The following is a 20,596-nucleotide window of genomic DNA, read 5'->3' as shown; positions in this document are numbered from 1 at the left end:
CCGTACTCCGGTCCAGTGCCCCCAGCCCCTGCCCCACCAGGCCGTGCGCATCATGAAGACGAAAGTTTCCATTTGTGAGTGAGACAACGCATGACGGAACTGTCGCGGTGAGCGACCGTCCGTCCCCCGATGACGGGCTCTCCGCGGCCGACCTGGCCGCCAAGTACGGGCTCGCGGTCAGCGGCGCCCGGCCCGGACTCGTCGAGTACGTGCGTCAGCTGTGGGGGCGGCGGCACTTCATCCTTGCCTTCTCGCAGGCGAAACTCACCGCGCAGTACAGCCAGGCCAAGCTCGGCCAGCTGTGGCAGGTGGCGACGCCGCTGCTGAACGCGGCCGTGTACTACTTCATCTTCGGCGTGATCCTCAAGGCCAGCCGGGGCATGTCGCACGACACCTACATCCCGTTCCTGGTGACCGGTGTCTTCGTCTTCACCTTCACGCAGAGCTCCATCATGGCGGGCGTCCGCGCGATCTCGGGCAACCTGGGGCTGGTGCGCGCGCTGCACTTCCCGCGCGCCTCGCTACCCATCTCCTTCGCGCTCCAGCAGCTCCAGCAGCTGCTGTTCTCGATGATCGTGCTGTTCGTCGTGGTGATCGGTTTCGGCAGCGCGCCGGGTCTGTCCTGGCTGCTGATCGTCCCGGTGCTGGTGCTGCAGTTCCTCTTCAACACCGGCCTCGCGCTGATCGTGGCGCGCCTGGGCGCCAGAACGCCGGACCTCGCCCAGCTGATGCCGTTCATCCTGCGCACCTGGATGTACACCTCGGGCGTCATGTTCTCCATCAGCAACATGCTCGTCGGACGGCCCGAATGGTTCATCCGCGCGCTCCAGGTGAACCCGGCCGCGATCTACATGGACCTGATGCGCTTCGCCCTCATCGACGGTTACGGCGCCTCGCACCTGCCGCCCCATGTGTGGGCCATCGCCACCTTCTGGGCCGTGGTCGTCGCCGTCGGCGGGTTCGTGTACTTCTGGAAGGCGGAAGAGAGGTACGGCCGTGGCTGAGCAGACTTCCCACATCCCGACCGTGATCGCGGACGAGCTGCACATCGTCTACCGCGTGAACGGCGCCAAGACCGGCAAGGGCAGCGCCACCGCCGCCCTCAGCCGCATCATCAAGCGCGGCGAGGAGCGGGGCGTACGCAAGGTGCACGCCGTCAAGGGCGTCTCCTTCACGGCCTACCGCGGCGAGGCCATCGGCCTGATCGGCTCCAACGGCTCCGGCAAGTCCACGCTCCTGCGTGCCATCGCCGGTCTGCTGCCCGCCGAGAAGGGCAAGGTCTACACCGACGGCCAGCCCTCGCTGCTCGGCGTGAACGCCGCCTTGATGAACGACCTCACGGGCGAACGCAACGTCATATTGGGCGGGCTCGCGATGGGCATGTCCCGCGAGCAGATCAGGGAACGCTACCAGGAGATCGTCGACTTCTCGGGCATCAACGAGAAGGGCGACTTCATCACCCTGCCGATGCGCACCTACTCCTCCGGCATGGCGGCGCGGCTGCGCTTCTCCATCGCGGCCGCCAAGGACCACGACGTCCTCATGATCGACGAGGCCCTCGCCACCGGAGACCGCTCCTTCCAGAGGCGCTCCGAGGACCGCATCCGTGAGCTGCGCAAGAGCGCGGGCACGGTGTTTCTGGTCAGCCACAACAACAAGTCGATCCGCGACACCTGCGACCGCGTGCTCTGGCTGGAGCGCGGTGAGCTGCGGATGGACGGGCCGACCGAAGAGGTCCTCAAGGAGTACGAGAAGTTCACGGGCAAGTAGTCCGTAACGCCCAGGGCCCCGCCGCAACGGTTCGGCGGGGCCCTGCGTCTGCAAAGGAAACGCCAACTCCTGCTGGCCTTAGGAATCTTGACACCAATCGGTGTGTTGTTGTGATGTGCAGGACACCCCGACGAACCGCGCTGCGTTGTACAACGTAAGCTGTACCGGTGCTGAATCGCGGCAAGTGGGGCGATACTGCGCGACACCCGGCACCGGCGCGCCGCGCGGAGTCCCGGGCGGCGTGTCCGAAATGGGCACTATTGGGTCGGCAGTGTAGAACGGGAGATGTGACGGCAATGGCTACGGAAACTCTCCAGCTCCGCGACGCGTGTGCCGTCCCCGCGCCGGGCGGCGAGCGGTGACCCAAGCCGGTACGGCGCGCACTGGTGAGACGGAGCGCGGAACGCTCGACAAGGCTGCGGGCGAGAACTTCCCCGTGGCTCCCTTCTTCCTGCCCCAGGCCTGGCGCGACGATCTGATGGCCGTCTACGGCTTCGCCCGCCTCGTCGACGACATCGGTGACGGTGACCTCGCCCCGGGTGGCGCGGACGCCAGGCTGCTCGGCGTGTCGCCCGAAGAGGCCGAGGACCGTCTCGTACTCCTGGACGCCTTCGAGGCCGATCTGCGGCGCGTGTTCGACTCGACGCCGCACCACCCGCTGCTGCGCCGCCTGCAGCCCACGGTCCGCCGCGCGGACCTCACCCCCGAACCCTTCCTCGGGCTGATCGCGGCCAACCGCCAGGACCAGCTGATCAAGCGGTACGAGACCTATGACGACCTCGTGGCCTACTGCGAGCTGTCCGCCAACCCCGTCGGCCGCCTGGTGCTGTCCGTCACCGGCACCTCCACGTCCGAGCGGATTCGCCGCTCGGACGCGGTGTGCACGGCGCTGCAGATCGTCGAGCACCTCCAGGACGTCGCCGAGGACCTCGGCCGCGACCGCATCTACCTGCCGGCCGAGGACATGAAGCGCTTCCATGTCCAGGAGGCGGATCTCGCCATGGCCACAGCAGGCGCATCGGTGCGCGCGCTGGTTGCATACGAAGCAGAACGCGCGCTCCACCTCCTGAATGAAGGCACCCCCCTCGTGGGTAGCGTCCACGGCAGGTTGAAGCTGCTGCTCGCGGGGTTCGTGGCAGGGGGAAGGGCGGCGATCCGTGCGATCGCCGCCGCTGAATACGACGTACTTCCCGGCCCGCCCAAGCCCGGCAAGCTCCAGTTGCTGCGCGAGGTGGGAGTGACTCTGCGAGGAGAGGGGTGATCCGGACCGTGGAGTCGGAACAACACGTGTCCGCACCGGTACTCGCCGCTTACAGCTACTGCGAGGCAGTGACCGGTCAGCAGGCTCGTAATTTCGCCTATGGCATCAGACTTCTGCCGACGCCCAAGCGTCGTGCGATGTCGGCGCTCTACGCGTTCTCACGGCGTGTCGACGACATCGGCGACGGCGCGCTGGCGCCGGATGTGAAGGCGGCGCGGCTCGAGGACACCCGGGCGCTGCTCGCCCGGGTGCGCGAGGGCCGGGTCGACGAGGACGACACCGACCCGGTCGCGGTCGCCCTCAGCCACACCGCCGCGTACTTCCCGGTGCCGCTGGGCGGCCTCGACGAACTCATCGACGGCGTCCTGATGGACGTACGCGGTGAGACGTACGAGACCTGGGACGACCTGAAGGTGTACTGCCGGTGCGTGGCCGGGGCGATCGGGCGGCTCTCGCTCGGCGTGTTCGGTACGGAACCGGGGGCGCGTGGCGCCGAGCGCGCGCCGGAGTATGCGGACACGCTCGGGCTCGCGCTTCAGCTCACCAACATCCTGCGGGACGTACGGGAGGACGCCGCGAGCGGGCGCACCTATCTGCCCGCCGACGACCTCGCGAAGTTCGGCTGCTCGGCCGGGTTCAACGGCCCGACCCCGCCCGAGGGCTCCGACTTCGCGGGCCTCGTCCACTTCGAGGTGCGACGGGCCCGCACCCTTTTCGCCGAGGGCTACCGGCTGCTGCCCATGCTCGACCGGCGCAGCGGCGCCTGTGTCGCGGCCATGGCCGGCATCTACCGGCGGCTCCTCGACCGCATCGAGCGCGAGCCGGAGGCCGTGCTGCGCGGCCGCGTCTCGCTACCGGGGCGCGAGAAGGCGTACGTCGCCGTGCGCGGTCTCTCCGGTCTGGACGCCCGGCATGTCTCGCGGCGTACCGTCAGGAGGCGTACCTGATGGACAATATGGGCCAAGGTGATTACACCGGCGAAAAGCGGCACGCAACCCTCCGGCACCGGGTGGCGTCCCTGACTGCGATGGCCTGCCGTACACCGTTCAATCACCGCGGCACGGCCGCTGGGGAGGGTGCACGATGAGCGAGGACACGCAGCCCACGGGGACTTCGGGCCGCCCGGAAGGGGCTGCCGCCGTGGTGGTCGGCGGCGGGCTGGCGGGAATCACCGCCGCGCTCGCGCTGGCCGACGCCGGGGTGCGTGTCACCCTGCTCGAAGGCCGGCCGCGGCTCGGCGGGCTCGCCTTCTCCTTCCAGCGCGGCGAACTCACTGTGGACAACGGACAGCATGTGTATCTGCGCTGCTGCACCGCCTACCGCTGGTTCCTCGACCGCATCGACGGGGCCGCTCTCGCGCCTCTGCAGGATCGTCTCGACGTGCCCGTTCTCGACGCCGAGGCGAAACCCGGGCGGCGGCTCGGCAGAATCGGCCGCAGCGCGCTGCCCGTACCTCTGCATCTCGCGCGCAGTCTGGCGACGTATCAGCATCTGTCGCTCGCCGAGCGCGCCAAGGTCGGCCGTGCCGCACTGGCGCTCAAAGCGCTCGATCTCGACGATCCGGCCCTCGACGACCAGAACTTCGGCCAATGGCTCGCCGAACACGGTCAGTCGGAGCGTGCCGTCGAGGCACTGTGGGACCTGGTGGGGGTCGCCACCCTCAACGCGGTGGCCGGCGACTCCTCGCTCGGGCTCGCCGCGATGGTGTTCAAGACCGGTCTGCTGTCCGACCCGGGCGCGGCCGACATCGGCTGGTCCCGCGTCCCGCTGGGCGAACTGCACGACACACTGGCCCGCAAGGCGCTCGACTCCGCGGGCGTGCGTACCGAAGTCCGTACACGCGTCACCTCCATCTCCCTTAACGAGAACGGGCGTTGGAGTGTTCAGGTTCCCGGCGAGACGCTCGACGCCGACACCGTCGTCCTCGCGGTACCCCAGCGCGAGGCCCACGATCTGCTGCCCGAGGGAGCGCTGGACGCCCCCGAACGGCTGCTGGAGATCGGCACCGCGCCGATCCTCAACGTCCATGTCGTCTACGACCGGAAGGTGCTCGCGCGACCGTTCTTCGCCGCCCTCGGCTCCCCGGTGCAGTGGGTCTTCGACCGCACCGACGCGTCCGGACTGCGGGAAGGGCAGTATCTCGCCCTGTCGCAGTCGGCCGCCCAGGACGAGATCGACGAACCCGTCGCCGTCCTGCGCGAGCGCTATCTGCCGGAGCTGGAGCGGCTGCTGCCCGCCGCGCGCGGCGCGGAGGTGAAGGACTTCTTCGTGACCAGGGAGCGCACCGCGACGTTCGCCCCCACTCCAGGCGTCGGGCGGCTGCGGCCCGGCGTCCGCACCAGAGCCCCCGGCCTGTATCTGGCCGGCGCGTGGACCGCCACCGGGTGGCCCGCGACCATGGAGAGTGCGGTCCGCAGCGGTGTCGGTGCGGCGCGAGCCGCACTGGGCGCCCTGGGCCGGCCCCGCGACCACCTCCTCGCGTTCGAGGAGGCGGCCTGATGCTCGACGAGCGCGCGGCAGACCCCCGCACCCCCGGTACCGCAACAAGAGGAGAGACTGTGCCCACTGTGCCCCCGGCCGACAAGGCTGCCGACGCGGTGGACGTGACCGCGCTCCTGGAGCGCGGCCGGACCCTGGCCACACCGGTGCTGAAGGCGGCCGTGGACCGCCTGGCGTCGCCCATGGACACCGTCGCCGCCTACCACTTCGGCTGGATCGACGCCCAGGGCAACCCCGCGGACGGCGACGGCGGCAAGGCCGTGCGCCCCGCGCTGGCCGTGCTCTCCGCGCAGGCCGCCGGTGCCGCCCCCGAGGTCGGCGTGCCCGGCGCGGTCGCGGTCGAGCTGGTGCACAACTTCTCGCTGCTGCACGACGACCTGATGGACGGCGACGAACAGCGCCGCCACCGCGACACCGTCTGGAAGGTGCACGGCCCCGCCCAGGCGATCCTCGTCGGCGACGCCCTGTTCGCGCTGGCCAACGAGATCCTCCTCGAACTCGGCACCGTCGAGGCCGGCCGCGCCACCCGCCGGCTGACCAGCGCGACCCGCGCCCTCATCGACGGTCAGGCCCAGGACATCTCCTACGAGCACCGCGACCGCGTCAGCGTCGAGGAGTGCCTGGAGATGGAGGGCAACAAGACGGGCGCCCTGCTCGCCTGCGCCTGCTCCATCGGCGCGGTCCTCGGCGGCGCGGACGACCGTACCGCTGACACGCTGGAGAAGTACGGCTACCACCTCGGCCTGGCCTTCCAGGCCGTCGACGACCTCCTCGGCATCTGGGGCGACCCGGAGGCCACCGGCAAGCAGACCTGGAGCGATCTGCGCCAGCGCAAGAAGTCCCTGCCGGTCGTGGCCGCGCTCGCCGCGGGCGGGCCCGCCTCCGAGCGGCTCGGCGAACTGCTCGCCGAGGACGCCAAGGCCAGCGACTTCGAGAACTTCTCCGAGGAGGAGTTCGCCGTGCGCGCCGCGCTCATCGAGGAGGCGGGCGGCCGCGAGTGGACCGCCCAGGAGGCGCGCCGCCAGCACACCATCGCCATCGAAGCCCTGGACGCCGTGGAGATGCCCGACCAGGTGCGGGCCCAGCTCGTGGCGCTCGCCGACTTCGTCGTCGTACGGAAGAGATGATCACTATCGGTCGAATAAACCTCGCGTAGTCGCCGGCCGGTGCTTCTCCCAAGCTCTCAACTCCGTTCGAGCAGGGTGGGACCCCCATGAGACAGACGCACCGGCCGACGGCGGACCCAGCAGAGACGTACCACTGCACGAAGGGGAAGCCATGACAGCGACGACCGACGGAAGCACCGGGGCACTGCCGCCCCGCGCTGCCGCGGCCAGCGAAATCCACCCAGAGACGACTCCCGTGGCGGCCGGGACAGTCGAGACCCGAGACGTCGCCACGCACGCCATACAGCGCGCCACCGATTTCCTGCTCTCACGGCAGGACGCGGAGGGCTGGTGGAAGGGCGACCTCGAGACGAACGTCACGATGGACGCCGAGGACCTGCTCCTCCGTCAGTTCCTGGGAATCCGCGACGAGACGACCACACGCGCCGCCGGACTGTTCATCCGCGGCGAGCAGCGCGCGGACGGCACCTGGGCCACCTTCTACGGCGGCCCAGGCGAACTCTCCACCACCATCGAGGCGTACGTCGCCCTGCGGCTGGCCGGGGACGGCCCGGACGAGCCGCACATGGCAAGGGCGGCCGCCTGGATCCGCGAGCGGGGCGGCATCGCCTCGGCCCGCGTCTTCACCCGGATCTGGCTCGCCCTGTTCGGCTGGTGGAAGTGGGACGACCTGCCCGAACTCCCTCCGGAACTCATCTACTTCCCGAAGTGGATGCCGCTCAACATCTACGACTTCGGCTGCTGGGCGCGGCAGACGATCGTGCCGCTGACCATCGTCTCGGCGAAGCGCCCGGTGCGACCCGCGCCGTTCCCGCTCGACGAGCTGCACACCGACGCCCGCGACCCCAACCCGGTCAAACCCCTTGCCCCCGTGGCGAGTTGGGACGGGGTTTTCCAGCGTCTCGACAAGGCCCTGCACCAGTACCGCAAGGTCGTCCCACGTCGGCTGCGCCGGGCCGCGATGAACACGGCGGCGCGCTGGATCATCGAACGGCAGGAGAACGACGGCTGCTGGGGCGGCATCCAGCCACCCGCGGTGTACTCGGTCATCGCGCTGCACCTGCTCGGCTACGACCTCCAACACCCCGTGATGCGTGAGGGGTTGGCGTCGCTGGACCGGTTCGCCGTCTGGCGCGAGGACGGGGCCCGGATGATCGAGGCCTGTCAGTCGCCGGTCTGGGACACCTGCCTCGCCACCATCGCGCTCGCCGACGCGGGCCTGCCCGCCGACCATCCGCAGCTGGTGAAGGCCGCGGACTGGATGCTCGGTGAGGAGATCGTGCGGCCCGGGGACTGGGCGGTGAAGCGGCCCCACCTTCCGCCCGGGGGTTGGGCCTTCGAGTTCCACAACGACAACTACCCCGACATCGACGACACCGCCGAGGTCGCCCTCGCGCTGCGCCGAGTCCGCCACCACGACCCGGAGCGCGTCGAGCACGCCATCGGGCGCGGGCTGCGCTGGAACCTCGGTATGCAGTCCAAGGACGGCGGCTGGGGCGCCTTCGACGTCGACAACACCAGCGCCTTCCCCAACCGGCTCCCGTTCTGCGACTTCGGGGAGGTCATCGACCCGCCGTCCGCCGACGTCACCGCCCATGTGGTGGAGATGCTCGCGGTCGAGGGGCTCTCGCACGACCCGCGCACCCGCCGGGGCATCGAGTGGCTGCTCGCCCACCAGGAGCCGGACGGCTCATGGTTCGGCCGCTGGGGCGTCAACTACGTCTACGGAACGGGGTCGGTGCTCCCGGCGCTCGTGGCCGCCGGACTGCCTGCCTCGCATCCGGCGATCCGCCGGGCCGTCGCCTGGCTGGAAACCGTCCAGAACGACGACGGCGGCTGGGGCGAGGACCTGCGCTCCTACCACGAGGTCGCCGAGTGGAGCGGACGCGGCGCCTCGACCGCCTCCCAGACCGGCTGGGCGCTGCTCGCCCTGCTGGCCGCGGGGGAGCGGGACTCCAAGGCGGTGGAACACGGGATCGCCTGGCTCGCGGAGACCCAGCTGGCGGACGGCTCCTGGGACGAGCCGTACTTCACCGGCACCGGGTTCCCGTGGGACTTCTCGATCAACTACCACCTCTACCGGCAGGTCTTCCCGCTCACCGCGCTCGGCCGCTATGTCCACGGCGAACCGAGCTTCGTTCACGGCGAGTCGCTCGCCGAGGTCAAGGGGGGTTGATGAGCACGAAGCCCGATCCGGCCCCGCTGCTGATCGCCTGCGCGCTCGGCATCGAGCACCTCGCCCTGCGCAGCGGCGACCGTACCGGGGCCGACGGGCCCGTCACCGTGCTGCGCACCGGCATGGGTCCCAAGGCAGCCGAACGCTCTCTCGCCCGGGTCCTGGCCGACCCGGCGCTGAGTGAGGCCGCCGTCCTGGCCACGGGCTTCTGCGCGGGGCTCTCCCCGGGCATGCACCCCGGTGACCTGGTGGTCGCCGAGGAGACCCGGGACCCACGCGGCAGCACCCCGTGCGTGGGCACCGAACTGCTCGTCAAGGAACTCGTGCGCACCGTGCCCGGGCGCACCGTCCACACCGGGCCACTCACCGGCTCCGATCACGTCGTCCGAGGTCACGAGCGGTCGGAACTGCTCGCGACCGGCGCGATCGCGGTCGACATGGAATCCGCGGCGACGCTCCACAGCGCCGTACGTGCGGGCGTGCGTCCGGTTGCGGCCGTACGGGTGGTCGTGGACGCTCCAGAACATGAACTCGTCCGAATCGGCACAGTGCGCGGTGGAATATCAGCTTTCCGTGTTCTTCGTGCCGTCCTTCCCGCTTTCTTTGAATGGCACCGTTCTTTGTTGCTCCCCCGGAGGTGAGCCAGATGGCCATGCCGCTTCGGCAGTCCATGAAGGTCGCTGCGTACCTGTTTGAACAGAAGCTCAGGAAGCGGGACAAGTTCGCGCTGCTGGTCGAGTTGGAACCCCTCTTCGCCTGCAACCTCAAATGCGAGGGCTGCGGCAAGATCCAGCACCCGGCGGGGGTGCTCAAGCAGCGCATGCCCGTTGCCCAGGCCGTGGGAGCGGTTCTCGAATCCGGCGCGCCGATGGTGTCCATCGCCGGAGGCGAGCCGCTGATGCACCCGCAGATCGACGAGATCGTGCGGCAGTTGGTGGCCAAGAAGAAATTCGTCTTCCTGTGCACGAACGCGCTGTTGATGCGCAAGAAGATGGACAAGTTCAAGCCCTCGCCGTATTTCGCCTGGGCCGTGCACATCGACGGGCTGCGCGAGCGGCACGACGAGTCGGTGGCCAAGGAAGGCACCTTCGACGAGGCGGTCGCGGCCATCAAGGAGGCCAAGCGGCGCGGCTTCCGGGTCACCACCAACTCGACCTTCTTCAACACCGACACCCCGCAGACCGTCATCGAGGTCCTCAACTTCCTCAATGACGACCTGAAGGTGGACGAGATGATGCTCTCGCCCGCCTACGCCTACGAGAAGGCACCCGACCAGGAGCACTTCCTCGGCGTCCAGCAGACCCGGGAGCTGTTCAAGAAGGCCTTCTCGGGCGGCAACCGCCGCCGCTGGCGGCTCAACCAGAGCCCGCTCTTCCTGGACTTCCTGGAAGGCAAGGTCGACTTCCCGTGCACCGCATGGGCGATCCCCAGCTATTCGCTCTTCGGCTGGCAGCGGCCCTGCTACCTGATGAGCGACGGGTACGTGCAGACGTACAAGCAGCTCCTGGAGGACACCGACTGGGACTCCTACGGGCGCGGCAAGGACGAGCGGTGCGCGAACTGCATGGCGCACTGCGGCTACGAGCCGACGGCCGTCCTCGCCACGATGGGCTCCCTCAAGGAGTCGCTGCGCGCCGCCCGCGAGACCTTCACGGAAAGCCGCGGGTGACGACATGACCGCCGTTTCCTTGGGCCTCCCCGAGGTGCCGGTCCGACCGATCGCCGAACGCCGTGTGTCGCGGCGGATCCAGGTCGGAGCGGTGGCGGTCGGGGGCGGAGCACCCGTTTCGGTGCAGTCGATGACGACGACGCGTACGTCGGACATCGGTGCCACCCTGCAGCAGATCGCGGAACTCACCGCGTCCGGCTGCCAGATCGTGCGCGTCGCCTGTCCCACGCAGGACGACGCGGACGCCCTCGCGACCATCGCCCGCAAGTCCCAGATCCCGGTGATCGCGGACATCCACTTCCAGCCCAAGTACGTGTTCGCGGCCATCGACGCGGGCTGTGCCGCGGTGCGGGTGAACCCGGGCAACATCAAGCAGTTCGACGACAAGGTCCGTGAGATCGCGCGGGCCGCCTCGGACGCCGGGACTCCGATCCGGATCGGGGTCAACGCCGGTTCGCTCGACCGGCGGCTGCTGCAGAAATACGGCAAGGCGACGCCCGAGGCACTGGTCGAGTCGGCGTTGTGGGAGGCGTCTCTCTTCGAGGAGCACGGGTTCCGGGACATCAAGATCTCGGTGAAGCACAACGACCCGGTGGTGATGGTCAACGCGTACCGGCAGCTCGCCGCCCAGTGCGACTACCCGCTGCACCTCGGTGTGACGGAGGCCGGTCCGGCGTTCCAGGGCACGATCAAGTCCGCCGTCGCCTTCGGGGCACTGCTCAGCGAGGGCATCGGGGACACCATCCGGGTCTCCCTGAGCGCCCCGCCCGCAGAGGAGGTCAAGGTCGGCCTGCAGATCCTGGAGTCGCTGAACCTGAAGCAGCGCCGCCTGGAGATCGTCTCGTGTCCGTCCTGCGGACGCGCCCAGGTCGACGTCTACAAGCTGGCCGACGAGGTCACGGCCGGTCTGGAGGGGATGGAGGTCCCGTTGCGCGTCGCGGTCATGGGCTGCGTCGTCAACGGCCCCGGCGAGGCGCGGGAGGCGGACCTGGGGGTCGCCTCCGGCAACGGCAAGGGGCAGATCTTCGTCAAGGGCGAGGTCATCAAGACCGTGCCCGAGTCGAAGATCGTCGAGACCCTCATCGAGGAAGCGATGAAGATCGCCGAGCAGATGGAGAAGGACGGCGTCGCCTCCGGCGAACCCGCCGTCACCGTGAGCTGATCAGCACGGACCGAGAGGGGGCCCGAGCGTGACGATTCTGGAGAGCATCCGGGGACCACGCGACCTGAAGGCGCTGTCCGAGGCGGACGTCGGTGAACTGGCGGATGAGATCAGGGAGTTCCTGGTGCACGCGGTCGCCAGGACCGGCGGTCACCTCGGACCCAATCTGGGGGTGGTGGAACTGTCCGTCGCGCTCCACCGGGTTTTCGAGTCACCCGTCGACCGCATCCTGTGGGACACCGGCCACCAGAGCTACGTACACAAGCTGCTGACGGGACGCCAGGACTTCTCCAAGCTGCGCGGAAAGGGTGGCCTGTCCGGCTATCCCTCGCGCGAGGAGTCCGAGCACGACATCATCGAGAACAGTCACGCCTCCACGGCGCTCGGCTGGGCGGACGGGCTCGCCAAGGCCCGTCAGGTGCAGGGCGAGAAGGGCCATGTCGTCGCGGTCATCGGCGACGGCGCGCTGACCGGCGGCATGGCGTGGGAGGCGCTGAACAACATCGCAGCCGCCAAGGACCGCCCGCTGATCATCGTCGTCAACGACAACGAACGCTCGTACGCGCCGACCATCGGTGGCCTCGCCAACCACCTCGCGACCCTGCGGACGACCGACAGTTACGAGAAGGTCCTCGCCTGGGGCAAGGACGTACTGCTGCGCACCCCCGTTGTCGGACACACCCTCTACGAGTCGCTGCACGGTGCGAAGAAGGGGTTCAAGGACGCCTTCGCGCCGCAGGGCATGTTCGAGGACCTGGGGCTCAAGTACGTCGGGCCGATCGACGGGCACGACGTCGGGGCCGTGGAGTCCGCGCTGCGCCGCGCTAAACGTTTCCACGGGCCGGTGCTGGTGCACTGCCTGACCGAGAAGGGGCGCGGTTACGAGCCGGCGCTCGCGCACGAGGAGGACCACTTCCACACGGTCGGTGTGATGGACCCGCTGACGTGCGAGCCGCTCGCGCCCTCGGGCGGCCCGTCCTGGACCTCGGTGTTCGGGGACGAGATCCTCCGGATCGGCGAGGAGCGGGACGACGTCGTGGCGATCACGGCGGCCATGCTGCATCCGGTGGGGCTCGGGAAGTTCGCCGAGCGGTTCCCCGACCGGGTGTGGGACGTGGGGATCGCCGAACAGCACGCCACGGTGTCGGCGGCCGGGCTCGCCACCGGCGGTCTCCACCCGGTCGTCGCCGTCTACGCGACCTTCCTCAACCGGGCCTTCGACCAGCTCCTCATGGACGTTGCGCTGCACCGCTGCGGAGTGACCTTCGTGCTGGACCGGGCGGGGGTCACCGGCGTCGACGGGGCCTCGCACAACGGCATGTGGGACATGTCGATCCTGCAGGTCGTGCCCGGCCTGAGGATCGCCGCGCCGCGCGACGCCGACCAGCTGCGGGCACAGTTGCGGGAGGCGGTAGCCGTCGACGACGCGCCGACGCTGATCCGCTTCCCGAAGGAGTCGGTGGGTCCCGCGATCCCGGCGGTCGACCACCTGGGGGGACTCGACGTCCTGCACCGCTCCGACGACACCCCGCAGGTCCTCCTGGTCGCCGTCGGCGTGATGGCGCCGGTCTGCCTCCAGGCGGCCGACCTGCTGGAGGCCCGTGGCGTCGGGTGCACGGTCGTCGACCCGCGCTGGGTCAAACCCGTCGATCCGGCGCTGCCCGGCCTCGCCGCCGAGCACCGGCTCGTCGCGGTCGTCGAGGACAACAGCCGGGCGGCCGGCGTCGGCGCCGCGGTCGCGCTGGCGCTCGGGGACGCCGAGGTCGACGTGCCCGTACGGCGCTTCGGCATCCCGGAGCAGTTCCTCGCGCACGCCAAGCGCGGGGAGGTGCTGGCCGACATAGGTCTCACGCCCGTCGAGATCGCCGGGCGGATCAGCGCCGCTCTGGCCGTCAAGGACGCGCTGTCGAAGGACGCGCCGTCCGAGGAAGAGTTGTCCAAGGAGAAACAGGAATGACCGACCCTGCGGAGAAGGGGGAGTTCGACCTCGGCGCGCTCCTCGCCGAGCGCGGAGCCGAGCGCTACGAGCTGCACACCAAGTACCTGAACCACCAGCTCCCGCGCATGCTGCACACCATCGGCTTCGACAAGGTGTACGAGCGGGCCGAGGGTGCGCACTTCTGGGACGCGGACGGCAACGACTACCTGGACATGCTCGCCGGGTTCGGGGTGATGGGTCTGGGCCGCCACCACCCCGTCGTACGCAAGGCGCTGCACGACGTCCTGGACGCCTCGCTCGCCGACCTCACCCGCTTCGACTGCCAGCCGCTGCCCGGGCTCCTCGCCGAGAGGCTGCTCGCCCACAGTCCCCACCTGGACCGGGTGTTCTTCGGCAACAGCGGTACGGAGGCGGTGGAGACCGCGCTCAAGTTCGCCCGGTACGCCACCGGGAGGCCGAGGATCCTCTACTGCTCCCACGCCTTCCACGGGCTGACCACCGGCTCGCTGTCCGTCAACGGCGAGGACGGATTCCGCGACGGCTTCGCCCCGCTGCTGCCCGACACCGCCGTTCCGCTCGGTGACCTGGACGCTCTGGCCCGGGAGCTGAAGAAGGGCGATGTCGCCGGGCTGATCGTCGAGCCCATCCAGGGCAAGGGCGTGCAGGAGGCCCCGCCCGGGTATCTGCGTGCCGCGCAGGAACTGCTGCACCGGCACAAGGCGCTGCTCATCGCGGACGAGGTGCAGACGGGTCTCGGGCGGACCGGGGACTTCTACGCCTACCAGCACGAGGAGGGCGTCGAACCGGACCTGGTGTGCGTGGCGAAGGCACTGTCCGGCGGCTATGTGCCGGTCGGCGCGACGCTCGGCAAGGACTGGATCTTCAAGAAGGTGTACTCGTCCATGGACCGGGTCCTCGTCCACTCGGCGAGCTTCGGCTCGAACGCTCAGGCCATGGCGGCGGGCCTCGCCGTGCTTTCCGTGATGGAGAGCGAACAGATCGTCGCGAACGCCCGGGCCACGGGAGAACAGCTCAAGTCCCGGCTCGCGGCGCTCATCGACAAGTACGAGCTGCTGAGCGATGTACGCGGCCGGGGCCTGATGATCGGCATCGAGTTCGGCCGGCCCAAGTCGCTCAAGCTGCGCAGTCGTTGGACCATGCTCCAGGCCGCGCGCAAGGGCCTGTTCGCGCAGATGGTCGTCGTCCCACTGCTCCAGCGGCACCGCATCCTCACCCAGGTCTCCGGAGACCACCTGGAGGTGATCAAGCTGATCCCGCCGCTGATCATCGGCGAACGGGACGTGGACCGGTTCGTGGAGGCCTTCACCGCCGTGATGGACGACGCGCACAGCGGCGGCGGTCTGATGTGGGACTTCGGAAAGACCCTGGTCAAGCAGGCGGTCGCCAACCGCTAGCCCTGCGGCACGAAGGGGCGGGGCGGGCTCGCACCATGGGCCCGCCCGCACCGGGACGAATGGCTTTGCCTCTGAGGCAAGAAATTTGCCCGAGAGGCAAGAGTGCGGCTCAATAGAGGACATGAGCCCTGTCGAGTCGGGGGCGGCCGCCACACCGCCGGAGTCCGCAGCAGCCGAGGCGTTGCCCGCCGTCGCACCGCAGCTGCGTGCACTGCGCCGCCGAGCCTCGCTGACCCTGGAGGCCGCGGCCGGCGCCGCCGGCCTTTCGGCCGCCCACCTCTCCCGACTGGAGACGGGGCAGCGCCAGCCCTCGCTGCCGATGCTGCTCGCACTCGCTCGTATCTACGGTACGACGGTCTCGGAGCTGCTGGGCGAGACGGTCGCCGAACGGGACGCGATCGTCCGGGCCGCCGACATGGAGCCGACGAAGGCGGGCGGCTGGACCTACTGGCAGGCCGGTGCCCCGGGCCGCGGGATGCAGGCCCTGCGGGTGCACGTCCCCTACGGCTCGCAGGGCGACATCGTGCGCGTCCACCCCGGTGAGGAGTGGCTCTACGTCCTCCAGGGTCGGCTGCGGCTGCGCCTTGGGGACACCGCCCAGGTGCTCGAGCCCGGGGACAGCGCGCACTTCGACTCGCTGACCCCGCACCGCATCGCCGCCGCCGATCAGTCGGGGGCCGAACTCCTCTTCGTACACACCCTGCTGCAGAGCCCCACCGCCGCGCTGTGTCTCGGCCCGGCGGCAGGGCACCCGACCATGGGAGAGCTGTCATGACGGAATCCACGGAATACACGCAACCCACGGAGCCCACGGAATCCGCCGCCCCCGTCACTCGGCGGCGCATGGTCGAGAAGTTCCCCCGCGCCCTGTGGGTACGCCTCATCATCTACATCGCCGTCGGCCACCTCTTCGCGGCCTTCATCTATCTGCTGTTCGAGCTCGGCGGGCAGAACCAGTAGTCCAGGGTTCAGTCCCTAGGGGTTCAGTCCAGCAGGCGCTCGCGCAGCCGCTCCCGCTGCTCGGGCGTGACCCCCAGCCCCCGCTCCAGGTAGGCGTCGATGCCGCCCCAGGTTTCCTCGATCGTCTCGAAGGCCGCGGTCAGATACTCGGCGCGGGCGTCGAACAGAGGGCTGAGCAGCTCCATGACCTCGGGGGAGCGTGCCGTTTCCGAGGAGCCGTTGCGGCGCACCTTGTAGCGACGGTGCGTCGCGTTCGACTCCAGGTAGTCGGCCACGATCGCGTCGCGTTCGACGTCGAGGGCGAGGAGCGTCACGGCTATGGAGAGGCCCGCGCGGTCCTTGCCCGCCGCGCAGTGCATCAGCGCGGGCACGCTGTCCTCGGCCAGCGCGTACAGCACGTGCGAGTGCTCGGCCGTGCGCTCCTTGACGATCGTGCGGTAGGAACCGATCATCCGGTTCGCCGCCTTGCCGTCGCCGAGGTGCCCGCGCAGCTGTTCCACGTCGCCGTCGCGGACCATCTTCCAGAACTCGCTGCCGTCGGCAGGGTCGGTGAGCGGAAGGTTCACGTTCCGTACACCCGGCAGCTCGACGTCCGGCCCCTCCAGCTTCTGGTCCGCGGCATTGCGGAAGTCGAAGATCGTGTGCAGCCCGAGGGAGGAGAGGAAGGTGGCGTCCTCCTCCGTGGCGTGCGCGAGATGACCACTGCGGAACAGCCGTCCGTGGCGCACCCGCCGGCCGTCCACGGTGGGCAGGCCGCCCACGTCTCGGAAGTTGCGCACTCCGGCCAGCTCCGGCTCGGTCGACGGGACCTGCTGCGTCACGGGGGCTCCTCCCATTGGACCGCCGGCGCTGCTCCGCGACGCTCGCCGACGGGAATCGCGCTTTCGACGATACGACATGGGTTCCTCAGGCAATGAAGTTGTCCACAGCCGTTGCCTCCCGGGTGAGACGCCGTTGATGATGTTGGTGATTGAGTGCGGCTGTTCGAATCTGTGAGGGTTTGATGATCGAAATCGGCGGAACTGGTCGTACGTGGCTTCTTTCGGGTCCGACCAGCAGCTACGCACTGCGGCTGACCGGCCTCGACGAACTGCTCCACCTCCACTGGGGGCCACGGATCACCCTCGCCGACGCCGAGTCGCTGGCCGCCCTGCCCGGCCCGCCGTACCGGCCCTTCGAGTCCCGGCTCGACGGGCGCGAGGAGTATCCCGTCGAGGGCGGCCCCCGCTTCGTACGTCCGGCGCTGTCCGTACGGACGCAGGAGCGACGCGGCACCGAATGGCGTTTCGAGGCGTACGAGGCCGACGGTGACGAACTGCGGCTGCGCTTCGCGGACGACGGGCTCGGCATCACCCTGCACTACCGGATGCGCGGCGACGTCGTCGAGCGCTGGGTGACCCTGGCCAACGAAGGGCCCTCCCTGGAGCTGCTGCGCGCGGACTCCGCGACCTGGACGCTGCCGGAGCGCGACGGCTGGCGGCTCTCCCAGCTGCACGGGCGGTGGGCGGCCGAGTCCCGGCTCGCGCGCTCCCCCCTCACCTACGGTGAGAAGGTCATCGGCAGCCGCCGCGGGCACACCGGGCACCAGCACCTGCCGTGGGTCGCGCTGGACAGCGGGGCGGGTGAGGAGAGCGGTGAGGTCTACGGGTGCGCGCTCGGCTGGTCGGGCTCATGGCGGATCTGCGTGGCCCAACTCCCCGACGCGCGCGTGCAGATCTCCGGCGGCGCGGGGTACGACGACTCCGGACTGTTGCGTCTGGAGCCGGGGGAGTCGTTCACCACCCCCGTCTTCGCGGGGCTGTGGAGCGACGGCGGCTTCGGCGCGGCGAGCCGGACGTGGCACGCGTACCAGCGCGCGTACGTGATCCCGGACGCGGACCAGGACCGGCCGGTGCTCTTCAACTCCTGGGAGGCCACCCACTTCGACATCTCCGAGGAGCGGCAGCGGGAGCTGGCCCGGCGGGCCGCGGCGATGGGCGTCGAGCTGTTCGTCGTCGACGACGGCTGGTTCGGGGCGCGGACGAGCGACCGCGCCGGGCTCGGTGACTGGACCCCCAACCCGGACCGCTTCCCGCAGGGACTGAAACCGCTCGCCGACGACGTGCACGCGCTCGGCATGCGGTTCGGGATCTGGGTCGAGCCGGAGATGGTCAATCCCGACAGCGAGCTGTACCGCGCGCACCCCGACTGGGTGCAGTTCCAGCCGGGGCGGACCAGGACGGAGTTCCGCAACCAGCTCGTACTCAACCTCGCCCGCCCGGACGTCCAGGAGTACCTGTGGGAGCAGCTCGACAGTCTGCTCTCGAGCGCCCCGATCGACTATGTGAAGTGGGACTTCAACCGCTGCTTCACGGACGCCGGTTGGCCCGGCGAGCCGTACCCCCAGAAGCTGTGGGTCGAGCACGTGGAGGCCCTGTACGGACTCCTGGACCGGCTGCGCGCCGAGCACCCCGGGGTCGCCTTCGAGTCCTGCTCGGGCGGTGGCGGCCGGATCGACCTCGGGGTCATGGCGCGTACGGACCAGGTGTGGACCTCCGACAACACCGACCCGCTCGACCGGCTCGCCATCCAGCACGGCTTCAGCCAGATCCACCCGGCCCGGATCATGGCCGCCTGGGTCACGGACAGTCCGAACGCGCAGCTCAACGGGCGGATCAGCGCGCTGCGCTTCCGGTTCGTGAGCGCCATGGCCGGAGTCCTCGGGGTCGGCGGTGACCTGGCCGACTGGAGCGAGGCGGAGCTCGCCGAGGCGCGGGAGTGGGTGGACCTCTACAAGGAGATCCGGCCGGTCGTGCAGCGCGGCGACCTCTACCGGCTGCGGCCTCCGGACGGCGGGCTGAGCGCGGTGCAGTACGTCCACGGCGACGAGACCGTCGTCCTCGCCCTGCTCCAGGCCCAGCACCACGGCGAGCCGGTCGCCCCGCTCCGGCTGCGCGGGCTGGATCCGAGCGCTGCGTACGAATGCCGCGAAACGGGGGAAGTGCACCGGGGGGCGGTGCTGTCGCATCACGGGTTGCGGACGGGGCTGCACGGGGACTTCGATGCGGCGGTTATCCGGCTGCGTCGCATGTGAGTGTTCTGTCCGTATTGATTCCTTCATCCCGACTGACCCTGGAATAAAGGACCGTGGTGCGATGTGCGTGAGCAGCGTCATATTCGTGACGATGCGTTGTGGTCCCGCTTTCTCGATCCGCCCGAATTTCCGGGCGGTTTGAGGGACGGGGGAGATCATTGTCCACGGAGGGTGACCTGAATTCCGGCATGGATCAAGAGAGGCATGCGCACAGAAAAGCCACATGGTTGGCGATGCGCCCCCATCTCGCTTACGTTCGCCCTCAATCCGGACGGACGCCCAATCCTGCCGCCGACCGGTATCCGCACACCCACCGGTAACCGGCAGGAGCGGGGGACCCACAGGTACCACGCCTGTTCCGGTCTCCGGAACGGCTAGGGGTATAGCCGCGCAGCCGCGTGGCCGGGCATCTCCAGCCCGCACCCGACAGCTCACCTCGCAGGCGCCGGAGAGGAATTCTTCATGCCCGCGAAGGGTAAGCACCGCCGTCCCAAGTCCCAGCGCTTCTCCCGCTCGATCGCCGTGGCCGGAACCGGTGGCGCCGCGCTCGCGCTGCCGCTGATGGGGGCCGCCGGTGCCCATGCCGTGACGCCGACAGCCGCGGTTTCGTCCACTCCGGAAAAGACCGCGACGATTTCCGGCGCGACGGTTTCCGAAAAGTCCGCGACGGCTTCGGACAAGACCGCGACGGCCTCCACTGCCGCGACGAAGACCTATTCGGTGAAGGCCGGCGACTGGCTCGCCAAGATCGCCGAGCGGCAGCACCTCAGCGGCGGCTGGCAGAAGCTCTACTCCGACAACCGCCAGGCCATCGGCGGCGACCCCTCGTTGATCCACCCCGGTCTGAAGCTCACGATCGGCGAGAAGGCCGCGTCGACCGACGACACCAAAATGTCGGCCAAGCCGTCGGCCAAGTCGCCCACGCAGTCGTTCGCCAAGACGTCCACGCGGTCGTCGGCGCAGCCGGCCACCAAGTCGTCCAGCGCGGCGGACGTGCCCAAGACCCAGGCCGCGGCCACCCAGGCCACCGGCACCGCCGGCAACACCGGTTACACCCTGCCGGTCGAGGGCGCCACCATCGGCACCGGCTACAAGGTCGCCGGCAGCATGTGGTCCAGCGGCTACCACACCGGCGTGGACTTCGTGGTCCCGACCGGCACCACCATCAAGGCCGTCGCCGCCGGCACCGTCGTCTCGGCCGGCTGGGGCGGCGCGTACGGCAACCAGGTCGTCATCCAGCACGCCGACGGCCGGTACTCGCAGTACGCCCACATGTCCGCCCTGTCGGTCTCGGCGGGCCAGACCGTGACCGAGGGCCAGCAGATCGGCCTCTCCGGCGCGACCGGCAACGTCACCGGTCCGCATCTGCACTTCGAGATCCGCACCACCCCGAACTACGGCTCGGACGTGGACCCGGTCGCGTACCTGCGCTCGCACGGTGTCGCCGTCGGCTGACGCCCGCCGCGCCTTTCACGACCTTCGGGGTGACGTCGTAGGCGATGATGTCGTGCGCGAGCTTGTCGGCGGCCGCCTGCGCGGCGGTGG

At 69.6% G+C, this 20,596-nt stretch carries 18 protein-coding genes and 1 riboswitch; of the genes, 17 read left to right on the top strand and 1 reads right to left on the bottom strand.

Annotated features, from left to right (window positions below; translation table 11 throughout):
* Positions 1 to 74 precede the first annotated feature (74 nt).
* From ABZ656_RS12720 to ABZ656_RS12650, 15 genes are all read left to right on the top strand, one after another.
* Positions 75 to 1,004 (top strand): ABC transporter permease, encoded by a 930-nt coding sequence (locus ABZ656_RS12720; RefSeq protein ID WP_101402159.1) that lies wholly within the window; start codon positions 75 to 77, stop codon positions 1,002 to 1,004.
* Entirely contained in the window at positions 997 to 1,770 is a 774-nt protein-coding gene (locus ABZ656_RS12715) for an ABC transporter ATP-binding protein (RefSeq protein WP_075030356.1), read from the top strand. The genes ABZ656_RS12720 and ABZ656_RS12715 overlap by 8 nt, the downstream gene beginning before the upstream one ends.
* A gap of 358 nt (positions 1,771 to 2,128) precedes the next feature.
* Positions 2,129 to 3,031: a squalene synthase HpnC gene (gene hpnC, locus ABZ656_RS12710; protein WP_101402160.1), complete on the top strand. Its 903-nt coding sequence runs from the start codon at positions 2,129 to 2,131 to the stop codon at positions 3,029 to 3,031.
* The gene (gene hpnD / locus ABZ656_RS12705; protein WP_168513716.1) at positions 3,028 to 3,978 is read left to right on the top strand and encodes a presqualene diphosphate synthase HpnD; all 951 of its coding nucleotides are present in this window, start codon (positions 3,028 to 3,030) and stop codon (positions 3,976 to 3,978) included. The genes hpnC and hpnD overlap by 4 nt, the downstream gene beginning before the upstream one ends.
* Complete coding sequence (locus ABZ656_RS12700) at positions 3,978 to 4,118, top strand: DUF6380 family protein (RefSeq protein ID WP_360267292.1); 141 nt, start codon at positions 3,978 to 3,980, stop codon at positions 4,116 to 4,118. The genes hpnD and ABZ656_RS12700 overlap by 1 nt, the downstream gene beginning before the upstream one ends.
* On the top strand, positions 4,115 to 5,530 hold the full coding sequence (gene hpnE, locus ABZ656_RS12695) for a hydroxysqualene dehydroxylase HpnE (RefSeq protein WP_101402161.1): 1,416 nt from the start codon (positions 4,115 to 4,117) through the stop codon (positions 5,528 to 5,530). The genes ABZ656_RS12700 and hpnE overlap by 4 nt, the downstream gene beginning before the upstream one ends.
* Positions 5,530 to 6,657: a polyprenyl synthetase family protein gene (locus tag ABZ656_RS12690; protein ID WP_079064752.1), complete on the top strand. Its 1,128-nt coding sequence runs from the start codon at positions 5,530 to 5,532 to the stop codon at positions 6,655 to 6,657. Before hpnE ends, ABZ656_RS12690 begins: the two co-directional genes overlap by 1 nt.
* A 151-nt stretch (positions 6,658 to 6,808) precedes the next feature.
* Positions 6,809 to 8,833 (top strand): squalene--hopene cyclase, encoded by a 2,025-nt coding sequence (shc, locus tag ABZ656_RS12685; RefSeq protein WP_360267287.1) that lies wholly within the window; start codon positions 6,809 to 6,811, stop codon positions 8,831 to 8,833.
* Positions 8,833 to 9,474 carry a 1-hydroxy-2-methyl-2-butenyl 4-diphosphate reductase gene (locus tag ABZ656_RS12680; protein ID WP_101402163.1) on the top strand — a complete coding sequence of 214 codons (642 nt, stop codon included), beginning with the start codon at positions 8,833 to 8,835 and terminating at the stop codon, positions 9,472 to 9,474. The genes shc and ABZ656_RS12680 overlap by 1 nt, the downstream gene beginning before the upstream one ends.
* Positions 9,475 to 9,479: 5 nt before the next feature.
* Positions 9,480 to 10,502, top strand: coding sequence for an adenosyl-hopene transferase HpnH (hpnH, locus tag ABZ656_RS12675; RefSeq protein WP_075030350.1), 1,023 nt, complete (start codon positions 9,480 to 9,482; stop codon positions 10,500 to 10,502).
* Between the two features lie 4 nt (positions 10,503 to 10,506).
* Positions 10,507 to 11,664 carry a flavodoxin-dependent (E)-4-hydroxy-3-methylbut-2-enyl-diphosphate synthase gene (gene ispG / locus ABZ656_RS12670; RefSeq protein WP_054232726.1) on the top strand — a complete coding sequence of 386 codons (1,158 nt, stop codon included), beginning with the start codon at positions 10,507 to 10,509 and terminating at the stop codon, positions 11,662 to 11,664.
* Between the two features lie 28 nt (positions 11,665 to 11,692).
* Positions 11,693 to 13,621: a 1-deoxy-D-xylulose-5-phosphate synthase gene (dxs, locus tag ABZ656_RS12665; protein WP_101402164.1), complete on the top strand. Its 1,929-nt coding sequence runs from the start codon at positions 11,693 to 11,695 to the stop codon at positions 13,619 to 13,621.
* Positions 13,618 to 15,018: an aspartate aminotransferase family protein gene (locus ABZ656_RS12660; protein ID WP_360267282.1), complete on the top strand. Its 1,401-nt coding sequence runs from the start codon at positions 13,618 to 13,620 to the stop codon at positions 15,016 to 15,018. Before dxs ends, ABZ656_RS12660 begins: the two co-directional genes overlap by 4 nt.
* Before the next feature lie 121 nt (positions 15,019 to 15,139).
* Positions 15,140 to 15,793, top strand: coding sequence for a helix-turn-helix domain-containing protein (locus ABZ656_RS12655; protein ID WP_101402166.1), 654 nt, complete (start codon positions 15,140 to 15,142; stop codon positions 15,791 to 15,793).
* A gap of 68 nt (positions 15,794 to 15,861) precedes the next feature.
* Complete coding sequence (locus ABZ656_RS12650) at positions 15,862 to 15,978, top strand: DUF6126 family protein (RefSeq protein WP_101403940.1); 117 nt, start codon at positions 15,862 to 15,864, stop codon at positions 15,976 to 15,978.
* 23 nt (positions 15,979 to 16,001) lie between these two features.
* On the opposite strand, the gene ABZ656_RS12645 is transcribed toward ABZ656_RS12650, so the two are convergent.
* The gene (locus ABZ656_RS12645) at positions 16,002 to 16,799 is read right to left on the bottom strand and encodes a tyrosine-protein phosphatase (protein WP_101402167.1); all 798 of its coding nucleotides are present in this window, start codon (positions 16,797 to 16,799) and stop codon (positions 16,002 to 16,004) included.
* Positions 16,800 to 16,981: 182 nt separating this feature from the next.
* Here ABZ656_RS12645 and ABZ656_RS12640 point away from each other — a divergent pair, with 182 nt between their 5' ends.
* A complete protein-coding gene (locus tag ABZ656_RS12640; RefSeq protein ID WP_101402168.1) occupies positions 16,982 to 19,051 on the top strand; it encodes an alpha-galactosidase in 2,070 nt (689 codons plus the stop codon).
* A 301-nt stretch (positions 19,052 to 19,352) separates the two neighbouring features.
* Positions 19,353 to 19,511: riboswitch (cyclic di-AMP (ydaO/yuaA leader) on the top strand.
* A 2-nt stretch (positions 19,512 to 19,513) separates the two neighbouring features.
* Positions 19,514 to 20,506, top strand: a complete 993-nt coding sequence (locus tag ABZ656_RS12635; protein WP_101402169.1) for a M23 family metallopeptidase — start codon at positions 19,514 to 19,516, stop codon at positions 20,504 to 20,506.
* Positions 20,507 to 20,596: the final 90 nt, after the last annotated feature.

Origin of the sequence: Streptomyces sp. NPDC007095 (genome assembly GCF_040634475.1) — a bacterium.
GTDB lineage: Bacteria > Actinomycetota > Actinomycetes > Streptomycetales > Streptomycetaceae > Streptomyces.
This window is presented reverse-complemented; position numbering and strand designations above follow the sequence as displayed.

Bases quoted from the DNA above. Each gene is read 5' to 3' on its own strand.
- ABZ656_RS12700 (WP_360267292.1), top strand. From the start codon at position 3,978: ATGGACAATATGGGCCAAGGTGATTACACCGGCGAAAAGCGGCACGCA.
- hpnE (WP_101402161.1), top strand. From the start codon at position 4,115: ATGAGCGAGGACACGCAGCCCACGGGGACTTCGGGCCGCCCGGAAGGG.
- ABZ656_RS12690 (WP_079064752.1), top strand. From the start codon at position 5,530: ATGCTCGACGAGCGCGCGGCAGACCCCCGCACCCCCGGTACCGCAACA.
- shc (WP_360267287.1), top strand. From the start codon at position 6,809: ATGACAGCGACGACCGACGGAAGCACCGGGGCACTGCCGCCCCGCGCT.
- ABZ656_RS12680 (WP_101402163.1), top strand. From the start codon at position 8,833: ATGAGCACGAAGCCCGATCCGGCCCCGCTGCTGATCGCCTGCGCGCTC.
- hpnH (WP_075030350.1), top strand. From the start codon at position 9,480: ATGGCCATGCCGCTTCGGCAGTCCATGAAGGTCGCTGCGTACCTGTTT.
- ispG (WP_054232726.1), top strand. From the start codon at position 10,507: ATGACCGCCGTTTCCTTGGGCCTCCCCGAGGTGCCGGTCCGACCGATC.
- ABZ656_RS12660 (WP_360267282.1), top strand. From the start codon at position 13,618: ATGACCGACCCTGCGGAGAAGGGGGAGTTCGACCTCGGCGCGCTCCTC.
- ABZ656_RS12655 (WP_101402166.1), top strand. From the start codon at position 15,140: ATGAGCCCTGTCGAGTCGGGGGCGGCCGCCACACCGCCGGAGTCCGCA.
- ABZ656_RS12650 (WP_101403940.1), top strand. From the start codon at position 15,862: ATGGTCGAGAAGTTCCCCCGCGCCCTGTGGGTACGCCTCATCATCTAC.
- ABZ656_RS12640 (WP_101402168.1), top strand. From the start codon at position 16,982: ATGATCGAAATCGGCGGAACTGGTCGTACGTGGCTTCTTTCGGGTCCG.
- ABZ656_RS12635 (WP_101402169.1), top strand. From the start codon at position 19,514: ATGCCCGCGAAGGGTAAGCACCGCCGTCCCAAGTCCCAGCGCTTCTCC.